Here is a 14,736-nt window from a genome sequence, read left to right on the forward strand (position 1 = left end):
AACAAAACTGTAGCTAATTTACGAACAGATATGTTAATAGCTAGCTAAGTAAATAGCTAGATAGTTTGTTAATTAGTTTCGGCTCAAAACAATGTTCTCAAGCATTTTAGCAGTAACATTTTCATAACCGTTAAGTTCTGCATGATGCTTGCTTTCAGATATGTTTGCGCGCGAAAAACCTGTTTGCGCAATTACAGTTGCTCCGGAATTAACTGCGGCAGTAAGACCAGATAGAGAATCTTCTATGGCAATGCAATTAGCCATCTGCTTCGCAACTTCCTCGTCCGTACCCTCAATGCCAACCATTTTTCCTGCAGCAAGATATGGCTCAGCACTAGGCTTTGGTTTAAATCCATCATCTCCACACACATACCCAGCGAAAGCGCCTTCTGGAGCGCGATTCACAATATTTTCAACCAAACAACGCGGCGAATTACTCACCAAAATTGAAGGAATGCCAGCATCCGTAAGGCTTTTAAGTACGTCTAAAACTCCTGGAACCCATGGCACGGATTCAGCTTCACGAGCAGCAACGTAATCAACCATACCTTTGCCGATTTCTTCTACAGTAAGTTTTGTACCGCTTGGAATCATTTTATTGGCAACAGTTTCAAGGGATCCGCCGGAACATTCCCAAGCTAAATCTTCATCCCAGTATCCACCATATTTTTTTACTAAATAAAATTCCGACTCATGCCAATACGGCTCGGAATCTATAAGAGTACCATCCATATCCCAGAAAACTGCACGCAACACATGTTTTTCTTCACTAGAGTTAAGAGTATTTGCACACACATTTGTCGTCTGTTCAGCCATTCACAATCCTTTATATTGCATATATTTGCTTTAGCTTTTATAGCACATCATTTTCGCACTAATTCTGCATTACTTTTCGCACTATTAATTCTTCTCGTTAATTCTCGCTAATTTCTCACTTAAGCACAATAAGTAGCCATACCTACGTTACTATATGCTCCACGCTCTCCACAACACCACAGATTTTTCATCCGAAGACTTTCGATTTTTATAATTACTGTTATAGCTTTCTGAAGAATACGACGAAGGTAACGCTCGTCTCTCTGCAAGAATGTCCCGCCTCCAGCGACGCGCATTGCGAGAACGCTGCATTTCCACAATGTCACCATCTGCATTTGCAGCAAAAATATTGCGCTCTGAAGACTCTGCAGAATCAAGCAAATGCCTTACTTGTCTTTTCAGCTGTCGATTTTCTTCTTGCAAATCAAGTATTTGCATGATGCCAGCAAGATTAATACCTTCATTTTGGCTTAAATGCTGAGTTTGCACAATCCTGTCTATATCTCGCAAAGAATAGCGGCGAGCGCCACCTTCAGTTCTATTCGGCATTATTAAATGAAGCCGATCATACTGTCGTAAAGTTTGCGGGTGCGTATTGGTTAGGCGTGCCACATGGCTTACGGTAAATATTGGCAAATCAAGAACAAATCCTACTTCATCTGCCCCGTCAAGCGTTGCAGTACCACGCACTAAAGCAACTGCACACATTTCATACAGTGCTTTAGTTTCACGCGTTATTGGTGTCATAGCACGCCTTCCTTTGCCCTTTTTAGTATGTTTAAAGCACTGTTACAAGCAATTCAACAGTGTTTAACCTGCTAAATTATTGTTAACTTAGTTTTGTCTTAATTTTTTAATTTCTTCAGCATAAGTTTCGCCAGCAGTTTTATCAAATTCTTTTGCAACGCGTCTAAGAGACATACTTGAACGCTTTGGCAAACGAATCTGCACAACGCCAACAAAATCGCCATTTTTCCCCGGCACTCCAGCACCTTCTATACGAACTTCATCGCCGCTTGAAACACAAGCTGGAACTTTGAAAGTAACAGGATTGCCGTCTATGTCGTTTACACTAACCTTTGCACCATGCACTGCTTCACTTAACGTTAGCGGCAATGTAGAAATCAAATCGTCGCCTCGCAAAGTAAATTTATCTGATGCTTCTACTTGAACATGCAAGTATAAGTCACCTGCAGCACCACCAAACTTACCTGGTTTGCCTTTGCCTTTCAAACGAATTTTCTGTCCGGTTTTTACACCAGCTGGAATATGCGTTTTAAAAGTTTCACCAGCCGCACGCAACGATACTGTAGCGCCTTTAAAAGCTTGCTTAAATGTGAGCTTTATATCGGTTGTTATATCTTCGCCAACTTCAGGCACATCAGCTTCCTGCGGTTGAGAATACCTCTCACCACCAAAGCCACTCGTACCCTGGAATCCTGCTGAATCTTGAGAGCGCTGACCTCCACCAAACATAGAGAAAATGTCGCTCATATTTGGTCCAGCACCGTTGGATGTAAAGCGAATGCGCGAACCGTTTCCGCCCATGCCACCCATGCTGCCCATGCCAGAGCCGCCGTTGAACATAGAGAAAATGTCCGAGAAGCTCGACGCATCGAAACCACCAGCACCACCTGCTCCTCCAGCGAAACGAGCACCACCAGCACCAAATTGGCGGATAGCATCATAACGTTGACGAGTTTGACTATCTTTTAGTACGTCGTAAGCTTCAGAAACATCCTTAAATTTTTCTTCAGCTTCTTTTGTTTTGTTTAAATCAGGGTGATATTTACGAGCAAGTTTGCGATACGCTTTGGTAATCGTTGCCTCATCTGCGTCTTTGGAGACACCGAGAACCTTATAAAAATCCTTAGCTAACCATTCATTTTCAGCCATTTGTGCCTCCTTTCTTCACAAGCACATTGGCTATTTCGCTTTTGACCAAATATAGTCTGCTCGTGCCAACTCTTATGAGTCAGCACGAGCAAGTTATGCAATAAAGTCACGACTAAGAGTTTCGTTAGTCATTACTTGGCGAAGAAACGACCACACGAGCGGCGCGAATAACGCGATCTCCTATTCGATATCCTGCTTCAACTACAGCATCAACAGTTTCTTTTGTAGCGTCTGGATCTGGCCTGTGCAAAATTGCATCATGCTTGGTCGGGTCAAAATCTTCGCCCTTCTCACCAAACTTTTCCACACCAAACTTTTCAAAAGCTTTATCTATCTTAGTTGCAACAGCCTTGAATGAATCATCCATTTCGCTATGCTCGCGAATGCGGTCAATGTCATCCAATGCCGGAAGCAATGCTGTCAGCACGTCAATAATTCCATGCTGTCTGAAACGATCCTGCTCTTTGGCAGAACGATTTCTGAAGTTTATAAACTCAGCACGCTCTCGCTGTAACGCTTCCAAGTACTCTGCAGCTTCTTTCTTAGCTTTACCTAAGGGAGTTAAACTGCCGCTATCCGCGTCTTGGCTGTCTTTCGATTCTGAGGATTCAGTGGAATTCGCTGTATCCTCAGAATTTGCGGAATCCGCAGAAACGTTAGCATCAGCTTGTGCATCAGCTTTCGTTTCTGCAGGATTTGCATCTTCAGCAGCTTTCGATGAAGATTGCGCAGACGATTTCGCAGAATCACCTGTAGCTTTTACATCCAGCGAGTCAGCATCTTCCATATCTTGCAAATATTCGTTGGCGTTAAAGTCGGACATTACTTGTTGTCCTTATCGTCCTTGTCGTCGTCCACCACTTCGGCGTCAACTACATCATCATCCTTAGCTGCAGAGCCAGCCTGAGCGCCAGCAGCAGACTGAGTACCAGCCTCGGCGCCAGCAGCACCTTGAGCACCAGCGGCACCTTGAGCACCAGCGGCACCTTGCTGAGCGTAAAGCTGCTGACCGATCTTCTGAGCAGAAGTCATCAACTCGCTTTGAGCAGACTTAATCTTCTCAACGTCGTCACCCTTCAAAGCTTCCTTCAAAGCATTAACCTTGTCGGTAACTTCCTTAGAGATTTCATCGGAAAGCTTGTCTTTATTGTCGTTCACAAGCTTTTCAGTCTGGTAAGCAAAGGCTTCTGCTTGGTTGCGAACTTCAGCTTCTTCCTTACGCTTCTTATCTTCAGCTTCGTGAGCTTCAGCTTCCTTCACCATGCGGTCAATTTCGTCCTTTGGCAAACCAGAACCACCGGTAATAGTCATGGACTGTTCCTTACCAGTGCCCTTATCCTTAGCGGAAACGTGCACAATGCCGTTAGCATCAATATCGAAAGTGACTTCAATCTGCGGAACGCCACGAGGAGCTGGAGCAATTCCAGTCAACTCAAAAGTGCCAAGAGGCTTGTTATCGCGAGCAAACTCACGTTCGCCCTGGTAAACCTGAATCAACACGGATGGCTGATTGTCTTCAGCAGTAGAGAATACTTCCGAGCGCTTAGTTGGAATTGCGGTATTACGCTCAATAAGCTTTGTCATAATTCCACCCTTGGTTTCAATACCCAAGGAAAGTGGAGTTACATCAATAAGCAGAACGTCTTTGCGATCTCCCTTAATAACGCCCGACTGCACGGCTGCACCAACGGCCACGACTTCATCTGGGTTCACGGACTGGTTAGCTTCCTTACCGCCAGTAAGTTCCTTCACCAAATCCTTCACAGCTGGCATACGAGTAGAGCCACCAACAAGAACCACGTGATCAATCTGGCTTACTGAAATTCCAGCGTCAGAAAGAACGTTGTTAAATGGCGTACGGCAGCGGCCGAGCAAGTCGGAAGTCATTTCCTCAAAGTGAGCACGAGTCAAAGTCTCATCCAAATGCACTGGAGTGCCGTCAGGAGTCATTGCCAAGTACTGCATAGAAATTGAGGTGGAAGTAGAAGAGCTAAGCTCCTTCTTTGCCTGCTCAGCAGCTTCCTTCAAGCGCTGCAAAGCAATCTTATCCTTGCTCAAATCAACGCCATACTTGTTCTTAACCTCGCCAACAAGCCAGTCGATAATCTTCTGATCCCAGTCGTCGCCACCCAAGTGGTTATCGCCATTAGTTGCTTGCACCTGAATTGTGGAGAATCCGTCATCATCCTTACCAATTTCAAGCAAGGACACATCGAAAGTACCGCCACCCAAGTCGAATACCAAAATGCGCTCGTCTTCCTTGCCCTTTTCGAGGCCGTAAGCCAAAGCTGCAGCAGTTGGTTCGTTAATAATACGAAGCACGTTCAAGCCTGCAATCTTACCTGCATCCTTAGTTGCCTGACGCTGAGCATCGTTGAAGTAAGCTGGGCATGTAATAACGGCATCGGTTACCGGCTCGCCCAAGTAAGCTTCAGCATCGCGCTTCAACTTCATTAAAACCTGTGCAGAAATCTCTTGTGGAGTCCACTTCTTGCCGTCGATATCAACAGTCCAATCAGTGCCCATATGACGCTTTACTGAGCTAATCGTGCGATCAACGTTTGTTACAGCCTGACGCTTAGCAACTTCACCAACCAAGATTTCGCCGGATTTGCTGAATGCCACAACAGATGGCGTGGTACGTGCGCCTTCAGCGTTCACAATAACGGTTGGGCTGCCACCTTCAAGAGTAGCAATGCAAGAGTTGGTTGTTCCCAAATCAATACCTACTGCGCGTCCCATAATTTCTCCTTAACTAGGTATTGCACCTTTTGTGCAATTACGCTTTCCTTCAAGTTTTGCAGTTACGTGAGCTGAGCTTTATTTAGATTCCTTATTGGAAACTAGGTAAATCACCAGCTTTTTTACTTTCCAAAACTTGAGCCTACTACACTCAACTTGTAAAAGTCAACTTTTATTCCCAAAAATTACAAAAAACTTTATACAACTAGACTCAAGTTTTGCAATTTAAGCAAAATTAAGGGGAAATTCTGCAAAATTCAGTAGCATTCACGCGCTGAACTTAAAACGACGCAAAGAATTATCCAGAGCATTGTAGCGCGCCAAAACACCAATAAGCGGCGTGCCAATACCGGTTATGAGTTTGATTGCTTCAGTTGCCATCATTGCGCCAACAATAGCTGCAGTCGCGCCCAATACTGCCGATTTTGGCACTTTTTCTTTAGGCGGAGGACAAGGGTACAAGTCGCGCAATCCTGGTCCCTCCCCAAGCATAAAAACGCTTACTTGACCTTCATAATAAAGCACCGATCCGTAAACTTCTGGCGTACCAGCACTCCAAGCAGCATCCGCAATCAAAAAGCGAGTAGCAAAATTATCGCAACCATCAATTATTAAGTCGTGACTTTCTACAAGTTGCTTTGCGTTGTCTTCATTAAATCTATCTACAAGGTTGATTTTTAAACCCGGAGATAACGCTTGCAGACGCTTAGCCGCAAGTTGCGCTTTAGATTTGCCACACTGATCGACAGTATATAAAGTCTGCCTTTGCAAATTAGAAAGCTCAACAACATCGTCATCACAAATCGTAATTTCGCCAACTCCTGCTGCAGCAAGCGAAAGCAAGCATGGCGAACCAAGTCCACCTGCTCCGACCATGCAGATTTTCGCATCGCGAAGTAACTGCTGATGTTCATGCGTAAAGCCCGGCAGGAGCAAGTGGCGGCTAGTGCGTTCCACCTCAAGCTCCTGCAGGTTGTCGTAAATTTTATTAATCGTCATGTTGAATAATATGCCGAAAAATTACAGTACAAAATTTACAGTACAGAATCAGCCCAAGCGCGACCTTCAACAGGCGAAGAAGCGAGCGCATGTTCACGCTTAGGAATACGGCCAGCATCGTGAGCAAGCTTTCCAGCAGTTACAGCAGCAGCCATTGCACGACCCATCTTCACTGGGTCTGGACAGCGAGTTACAGCGCTTGCAAGAAGCACACCAGAGCAGCCAATTTCGAAAGCTTTAACAACATCGGAAGCAGTGCCAACGCCGGCATCCAAAATCACAGGAACGCCAGCTTCCTTGCATTCTTGGACAATCAGCTCAATATTTCGAGGATTCAAAATACCAAGACCAGTTCCAATTGGAGCACCACCAGGCATAACAGCCTTCACACCAAGCGAAACCAAGCGACGAGCCACAATCGGGTCGTCATTCGTGTAGCAAAGAACGCTAAAGCCTTCTTCAATAAGCTTTTCTGCAGCAAGTAATACTTCACGAGTATCTGGAAGTAAAGTATCGTCGTCTGCAATCACTTCGAGCTTAATCCAATCAGTTCCAAGCGATTCACGAGCCATTTTTGCTGTAAGCACAGCGTCATGCGCAGTTTTGCAACCAGCAGTATTTGGCAAAACGTTAATATTGTGACGCTGCAACATGCCGTAAATATCCACGCCTGTTTTTGCGTGACGGCGCATTGCAACCGTAGCCACCTCCGCACCTGAAGCTACAAGTGACTTTTCCATAATGTCAATGCTCGTCATGCCGCCAGTGCCAAGCAAAAGCCTTGAATGTAAAGTCTTACCGCAAAGCTGCCAAGTATCGGCACTTTCTTCTGTATTATTTTCTGTCATTTTAAGCCTTTTATTTAATATTTATATTTAAACCTAATTAAAATTAAATAATTAAGCGCACTAATTTCACGCTTAATTTTGTGGTGTTTCAGCCGCCTTGAACTGCGCTAAGAATCTCGATTTGATTACCATCACATATGACGGCTGATTCCCATTGTGCGCGAGAAAGCACATCGTCGCCAATTGCGACCGCTATACCAAGTCCTGCATCCGAACCATAACGTTGCGCAATAAGCTGAGCAACAGTTAATCCGTCTTGCGCTTCAACAATTTCACCATTGACTACGATTTGCATAATCTAACCTTTACTAACTAAAAGCTGAATTACTAAAAGTACTTTCTGCATCACACTTACGTCTATATTTGAACGCTTCACACAATTCGCAGCGGAATATAACGAATTCACTGGAATTAGCGATTAAAAGCGAGCAGGATTGCAGCTTTCCAAGAAGCCCTTTTCCTTCTCGGTCAATTCTTGCTCAAGCACAAGCTTTGTAGTCAAAGAAGAACCCAAAGCGGTGAGCAAAATGCCGTGACGGAAGTAACCAGTGGAAATCGTGGTATGCGTCTTAGGATCAATACCAATGAATGGCAAATCGTCCGGAGTTCCAGGGCGGCCGCCAGCGGTAACCTCAGTAATCGAGCATTCCTGAATGCCAGGAAGCACGCTTGCAGCATCGCGAAGTAAGTCGAGTACGCCACCAACCTTTGGAATATCGCGGTCATCTTCGCGAGAAGTAGCGCCAAGCACAAGCTCGCCTGTTTCCTTAGCGCGAGGAACCAAATAAACTGGACGATCATGCACAAATCCACGAACCACAGAGCTCAAAATTGGGCGCAAAGGCTCTGGAATAGTCATACGAATCATATCGCCCCACACAGCGCGAAGCTTAAGCTGAGGAAGCATATCCTTAGCACCCAAGCCGGATGCCAAAACTGTGTCTGGACCCAAATCGTCTGGAGTGCTTGCGCGACGCTCAATAACAACACCGCGCTTTTCGAGTGCATCAATCATTGCTGCAGTGAAAAGACGAGGGTTGATTTGATGGTCGTCCGGCACGCTTACAGCGCCAGCAATAGTTGGCGAAAGAGCAGGCTCAATCTCACGAAGCTTACTCACAGAAATATGCTCAGCTCTACGGCCGTAACGATGCTGCAAGTTTAGCAACTCGTTTACGTGCTCGTTATCTGCAGCGTCACCGCCAATTACGTAAGAGCCGCACTCTAAGTAGCCAGTTGGCTTATCGGTGTACTTTGCAACCGAATCAACCAATTCCTTATACATAGTTGCAGACTCAAACATAAGAGGATACAACGCTTCTTGCTGATATTGCATTTCTGCGGTAGGAGCTAACATGCCAGCAGCATGGTGAGAAGCGCCCGAGACTGGATCTGGATCAATTATGCTAACTTTTACGCCAGCTTCCGTAAGTCTCCACGCTGTTGCTAAACCAATAATACCTGCACCAATAATACGAATATTTCGCATAATACTCCTTCCCTACGGCGGCATTACCCGCATCAGGTTTACGGTCGGCTTTCGCCCTCTCAGCCTGTATAGAACAAGCTCCCGCGTTTCGTAGCTTTGACTTTCAAAACTGCGATTGTAAAGCTGTAATATTGCCAACTTTAGCGATATTACAAACGCTACAGATAGACGCAACGAAAATATGTGATTTTCGTCACACTACCGTGTAGTATTCTAGCACTTCTGTGAAAAATTGGTTAATTGAGATGGCATGTCAAATCGCAAAACTAAGCAATTTCGTTACTGACGCAGTACGGTTTCTGCGCGAGTAACGTATAACTCCGTTTTTTCGTTACTGGCGCAGACAGCGCTCGCGCGGATTACGCTCGCGCGCGAAACTCGCGTTGGAAGTCCACTGGACTTCCAACTTAAGCGAGTTTCCGCTCCGAGTTGCCTTCGCGCGCTACGCTCTATGCGCTCAGGCAGGTCGTCGCGCTCGCGCTGACGGAATTACTCAACCGAGCGCAGCAAAATCTCCTCAAGCGCGTGCTTTACCGAAACAGGCAGTGTGCAACGCCATTGCGCCCACTTAACTACGGAAGGCTGGTCGGTTGCGTAAGCGTTAAGCATATCAACGCTGTTGCGATACTTTTCTGCTTCCGATTCGTTCTCGTATTCAAGAGTTGAGATTTCAGCAATAGCACTTGCACTTCCGCCAGAATCTCGCACTGCATCAAAAGCCATTTCCTTGCCTCTGTACGGCACTTGCGCTTGAAGCAGGAATCGGTAAGCGTCGCCAACTTTAGGGTCGGCAGCGATTTGCAATCCACCGTCAACAATTACGCGAACTTCCGAACGAGCTGGCACGTCTTTCACAGAAACCGACAAGCTCAAAGTCGCCTCTTCGCCTTCGTAAGAAACCGCAAACTCGCTTGCGTTAAGCTCTCGGCTCCCAACAAACACGCGCACGTGAGCAAAATCTGCGCAAGCAACTCCTCTAAATACAACGTTCCAGTTGCGTTTTTGCGGCACAGATTCTACGGCAGCATCACATCCTGCAACACCGGAAATAATAAATTGCGAAGAACCATTGCCGTCTCGCCACACAAAATTCATACGTGTATTAGCAGTATTTCCAGCAGACGCGGCAGCAAAATCGCCGTTATCTTCTCGCATCACAAATTCGCCGTCAGCTCCAGGGAATGCAAGAACTCGCAAAGCCCGCGGATTTTCAATGCTATTAACAGATTCAGCGGTCTCAGCACTACGCTCGCAATCTGCAACTTCCGGCAAAACTTGCAGAGGCACAATCGCTCCAGCGCGCGCAAAAGCCGGCACGCGGTCAAGTGAGCGCCACGCTTCAAATCTGCGGCCATTCCAGCCGCGAGACACATACCTGCGTCCGTCAAACAAATCGTACCAATCGCCTTCCGGCAACCAAACTCCAGCACATCCGCGCAAAGCAGCCGCGTCGTTAGGCGAAACAATCGGCGATACTATAAGCTCGCTTCCAAAACGGTATTCGTTAGGAATTTCGTAAGCCATTCCAACTTCCGGCGACTGCCAGTACATTGGCTCAATAATCGGCCTGCCTTCAAAAGCTGCACGATAATTCATCGTATAAACGTATGGCAAGAGTTCCGCGCGCAATCGAAGCATTTTCACCATTGCTTCGCGAGTTTCCTGAGGGAAATTCCACGGCTCTTTTCCAGCAAACGGTGAGCAAGTCGAGTGCAAACGATTAATAGGACTAAACGCGCCGAAAGCGTACCATCGCGCTTCTAACTCGTTATTTCTAACGCCAAGCATGTGTCCGCCAATATCGTGACTCCACCATCCGTAGCCAATATTGGAAGCTGTAGAAGTGAAGTAAGTTTGGAAAGCAAGGGAATCCCAAGTAGTAACGGTATCTCCCGAGAATCCAACTGGGTAGCGATGCGAACCAGGCCCAGCATAGCGAGAGAATGTAAGCGGCCAGCGGCCGTCGCGCGCAGCGTCCTCATAATGCATGTGGTTCAGCATCCAAAGAGGATCCAAGCCAGGCTCGCGCGTCACTCCGCCCTGCTGCCAGTCAATCCACCAAAATCGCACGCCTTCATCTTCCATACGATGATGCATGTTGAAGTAAGCCTTCACAAACTGCGGGTTCGTTAAATCAAATTCCACAGCTTTGCCGCTTGCCGGATCAATGCCAGCATCTTGCGCAACTTGCGGATAATCTTTTTCAAACGCACGCACGCCGTCGCGCGGATGCAAGTTCAAAGTTGGAGACAATCCAGCAGCGTTAAGTTTACGCAAAAAAGCACGATGATCCGGGAAAAGTTCCTCGTTCCACGTATAGCCCGTCCAACCGGATCCATACTTCGGATCAACATCAGTAACATGCCAATCCATGTCAATAACAGCCGTGCTAAAAGGTATGCCTTCGCGCTTAAAACGATTATGCAATTGCAAATATTCGTCTTGACGGTAGCGATAGTATCTGCTCCACCAATTGCTTAGCGCAAAACGTGGCAGCAGCGGCTGAGCGCCCGTAAGCTTATAAAAGTCTTGAATTGCTTGAATGTAGTGGTGCCCGTAGCCGAAGAAGTATAAGTCTTTATATCTTCCTGATTGCTCGCTAACTTTTTGCGCACGCGACTTAACCCAAGCCCCATACGGGTTTGGTTTGCCATTTATTTCCTCAGCTGGCACAATTTCGCAAGTTGCAGAATCGTCTAAAATAGACCATCCGTCGCGCGAAAGTATTCCTTTACCAAGTTTTACTGGGCCGTTCGCCTGATCCAAAGTTCTAAAAGTTCCAAGAAGATTTCCCGGGCAGTCGTCGCCGTAATGCCACGTGTTAAATTGAGTACACGGCACTCCGCGCACAACAATACTTAATCCTTCTTTACTAAAAGCTTCGCAATTATAAGTAAGATGCAGCTTTTCAGTTTCGACTTCCAGCCATCCGTTTTCGTTTTTGCGCGCACTAAACTGCGGCTGAGTATCCGAGCTTTTCTGTGCAAAATTGCGACAGATTACAGTTTGCGTAGGATTGTCAACAAACTTTCCGTCGTCACTCCACTCAAGACGAATAAGCGAATCTGTAATAACCGTAATTCGCCACTTTTCGCCCTTAATTACCTGACTATCCTGCGCCTTTGCATTTGAATCAGTTGCGTACTTATAAAAAATTCCCAACTTGGAAGAGTCCATACTACTGCACATCTCTGCTGTTACCTTGCAACTTTGCTTATTAACAATTTTATGTATTATTTTATGTATTATTTTGTTTGCTTACAACTTATAACTTTAATGAATGTATACTGCAAACACTGACGCAATGATCAACATCAGCGGATACCACGCATACATAACACAACGGAACGTCGTCGAGTTTTTAGGACCATCACCATAAGGGCTACGATAATGCAACACAGCTACACCAATACCAGGTGTAAGCATCGACATAGCGCCGAACATTCCTGCAGTCATCTCCATAGTAATTTCGCGCTTTTTTAATAATTCAAAAAGAAGTACGAAAATAAGCAAAGTTACGCCGCCGAAGAAAATTCCATGCTGCACAAAAACTTTTCCTATCAAATTCCAAAGAAGACCCGCAATGATAAGCACGGTAATAGCAAAACCTTTACTAAATCCGCTTAAACGTTCCCTAATTGTATCTATACTCGAAAGTACGAATAGGGAAATAACCATTGCAAATACAGGATTTTGCGAACGCATGTCGAACAAACATTTTGAATTCACCAAATCGTATGGAACTTCGCAAACCACTGCTAAAATCAGCAATCTCAACATGTAAAGATTCAAATTATGCGTGTTATGGTATCCGCGTACTAGTATCCACGCATACCATGGCACTGCAGTCCAGCTTATAAATTCACAAACTAATATGACTGTCAATGCAAACATATTATTGGTTACTGTTCCGCCGAACATTCGTGCAATTACTGTGTTACTAAATGCACCTAGCATAAGCATAAAAGCGCCGAGCATTTTGAGTTTATTGAGCGTGATTCCAGTTTTTATGTTACGGTCAGCGCGAATTGGTTTGCCGTTTGCATCAAGCATTTCCTTATTCGCGTTACCGCTATCACGCATTATTGCTTTACCACTATTAATACTCATTGCACGTCCTTGTTTATTTGCGCATACCTAGTTTATATAAACTTTATCCGTAGTCGCGTATCTACCTAACCTGTAATTTACATTCCAAACACTGCAAAACTTTGAGCGCCGAGTGTTAAGCAATCACCATCAACTGATATTTCTCCAATTTTCAGTAATGGATTGTAAGCAGATTCTTGCGTAAGATTCGCTAATGCTTCTAATGAAACTGTTTCACTATTTACACCTGGGTTCATAACCACAATGCTTCGTTCCACAGCTGATTCTCCTGCGCCACCTTTTGCGCAACGCTCGTAAGCAAAGCCGCGGCCGTCAACCGGAGCATACAAAACTCTCCAAGACGCGTCAGCTTGCAAAGATTTGCGACTATGGCGAAGCGCAATAAGCGAGCGCACCCACGAAAGGAAGGAATCTTCGCAATTAATTTGCGCAGAAACAGTTGGAATTTCACCACTTTCCACTGCTTGTTTTCGAGAATTTGCGCAAGTTCTTCCGTCTGCTCGCGCTTCAACAGGCAAGTATAATTTAGATTTTGCAGCCATTGAGAAGCCAAAATTCTTTGCATCATCCCATTGCATTGGCGTACGAGTGCCCGTACGAGCGTAGCCGCCTTCTTTTGTTGGAATATCGCGATATTTCATGCCAATTTCGTCGCCGTAATACACGAATGGCACGCCTGGCATAGTGAGTATCATGCCAAAAGCCACGCGACGCTCACGATCGTCAAGACGCGGAGCAAGACGCGGCGTATCGTGATTGCATGTGATGAAACTAAAGTAACCTTGGTTGCAGGTTGACTCATATTGTGGGTAATAATCGTCTAAAAATGGGCAAATACTGCCGCCACCGTGCGCATTAAAGTAGCTGTGATCGCGCTCAGAATTGTTATCTAAAGCGTTATCAACGTCACGAAGTAAACGCGCATAACCATTAGGATTGCCATCCCAGCGCCAATTCAAATAGAAGTCCATGTCGAATCCGGCAGCAAGAGCCTGACGCGGTCTGCCCCATTCGGACACAAAAGCAGCCTGCGGATACTCTTCTTTTACAGTGCCAAGCATTTCCTGCCATGCGCGAATTGTATTGTCTTTTCCAAGACTTCCTTCGCCATTATTGTCATCGTTTTTTACAAGCGAATCAGCCATATCAACTCGGAATCCATCCGCACCAAGCGAAAGCCAAAATCGCATAATATCAACCATTGCAGCGCGAGTTTCTGCCGCTTCTTTGGAATCTGGAGCGGATTGCCAAGCTCTATCCCTATGTGCAAAACCGTAGTTTAATGCAGGCTGACATTTGAAGAAGTTTAGAATATAAGTGGCGTCACGCTCAGTTTCACCACCAACAAACGGCATAGAATAGCCGCTAAACGCACTGTCGGTCCAAATGTAGCGCTTACTGAACTCGTTTTCTTGAGCTTTTGAACTTTCGCGGAACCATTCATGTTCTTCACTAGTGTGACCTGGCACTAAATCAAGCAATATGCGGATTCCTTGATTGTGAGCTTCACTAAAAAGCTGCTGCAAGTCTTCGTTAGTGCCATAGCGAGCAGCTACTTTTTTGTAGTCGCGCACGTCATAGCCCGCATCTTTAAAAGGCGAGTCATAGCAAGGATTAAGCCAAATTGCGTTGCAGCCAAGCGATTTTACATAGTCTAACTTTTTGATAATTCCTTGAATGTCACCTATGCCATCGCCATTGGAATCACAAAAACTTTGCGGATAGATTTCGTAAAAAACCGCGTCTTTAAGCCACTGAGCATGATCGTATAATGCCATTATTTCACCCTTCTAGCGTTGTGCTATTTAGTTTACACGCAACCACTTGAAAAAATTT

At 45.6% G+C, this 14,736-nt stretch carries 12 protein-coding genes; all 12 read right to left on the minus strand.

Going from position 1 to position 14,736, the window contains the following annotated elements:
* Positions 1-72: 72 nt before the first annotated feature.
* Entirely contained in the window at positions 73-816 is a 744-nt protein-coding gene (locus K9E37_RS02825) for an HAD family hydrolase (RefSeq protein WP_064621749.1), read from the minus strand.
* A 150-nt stretch (positions 817-966) separates the two neighbouring features.
* The gene (locus K9E37_RS02830) at positions 967-1,563 is read right to left on the minus strand and encodes a heat shock protein transcriptional repressor HspR (RefSeq protein ID WP_064621750.1); all 597 of its coding nucleotides are present in this window, start codon (positions 1,561-1,563) and stop codon (positions 967-969) included.
* Between the two features lie 87 nt (positions 1,564-1,650).
* Complete coding sequence (locus K9E37_RS02835) at positions 1,651-2,712, minus strand: DnaJ C-terminal domain-containing protein (RefSeq protein ID WP_064621751.1); 1,062 nt, start codon at positions 2,710-2,712, stop codon at positions 1,651-1,653.
* Between the two features lie 124 nt (positions 2,713-2,836).
* Positions 2,837-3,535, minus strand: a complete 699-nt coding sequence (gene grpE / locus K9E37_RS02840) for a nucleotide exchange factor GrpE (RefSeq protein ID WP_004108116.1) — start codon at positions 3,533-3,535, stop codon at positions 2,837-2,839.
* Complete coding sequence (gene dnaK, locus K9E37_RS02845) at positions 3,535-5,454, minus strand: molecular chaperone DnaK (RefSeq protein ID WP_248893551.1); 1,920 nt, start codon at positions 5,452-5,454, stop codon at positions 3,535-3,537. The genes grpE and dnaK overlap by 1 nt, the downstream gene beginning before the upstream one ends.
* A 267-nt stretch (positions 5,455-5,721) precedes the next feature.
* A complete protein-coding gene (locus K9E37_RS02850) occupies positions 5,722-6,453 on the minus strand; it encodes a HesA/MoeB/ThiF family protein (RefSeq protein WP_248893553.1) in 732 nt (243 codons plus the stop codon).
* Between the two features lie 35 nt (positions 6,454-6,488).
* Complete coding sequence (locus K9E37_RS02855) at positions 6,489-7,301, minus strand: thiazole synthase (RefSeq protein ID WP_004104776.1); 813 nt, start codon at positions 7,299-7,301, stop codon at positions 6,489-6,491.
* An 88-nt stretch (positions 7,302-7,389) separates the two neighbouring features.
* Positions 7,390-7,596 (minus strand): sulfur carrier protein ThiS, encoded by a 207-nt coding sequence (gene thiS / locus K9E37_RS02860; protein WP_004108127.1) that lies wholly within the window; start codon positions 7,594-7,596, stop codon positions 7,390-7,392.
* Positions 7,597-7,719: 123 nt separating this feature from the next.
* A complete protein-coding gene (gene thiO / locus K9E37_RS02865; RefSeq protein WP_004104781.1) occupies positions 7,720-8,790 on the minus strand; it encodes a glycine oxidase ThiO in 1,071 nt (356 codons plus the stop codon).
* A gap of 489 nt (positions 8,791-9,279) precedes the next feature.
* Entirely contained in the window at positions 9,280-11,967 is a 2,688-nt protein-coding gene (locus K9E37_RS02870) for a glycoside hydrolase family 31 protein (RefSeq protein ID WP_248893555.1), read from the minus strand.
* A 96-nt stretch (positions 11,968-12,063) separates the two neighbouring features.
* Positions 12,064-12,900, minus strand: coding sequence for a TraX family protein (locus K9E37_RS02875; protein ID WP_004108130.1), 837 nt, complete (start codon positions 12,898-12,900; stop codon positions 12,064-12,066).
* 77 nt (positions 12,901-12,977) lie between these two features.
* Positions 12,978-14,678, minus strand: coding sequence for an alpha-amylase family glycosyl hydrolase (locus K9E37_RS02880; protein ID WP_102703474.1), 1,701 nt, complete (start codon positions 14,676-14,678; stop codon positions 12,978-12,980).
* Between the last annotated feature and the right edge of the window lie 58 nt (positions 14,679-14,736).

The sequence above is a fragment of the Gardnerella swidsinskii genome (genome assembly GCF_023277705.1).
Lineage (GTDB): Bacteria > Actinomycetota > Actinomycetes > Actinomycetales > Bifidobacteriaceae > Bifidobacterium > Bifidobacterium swidsinskii.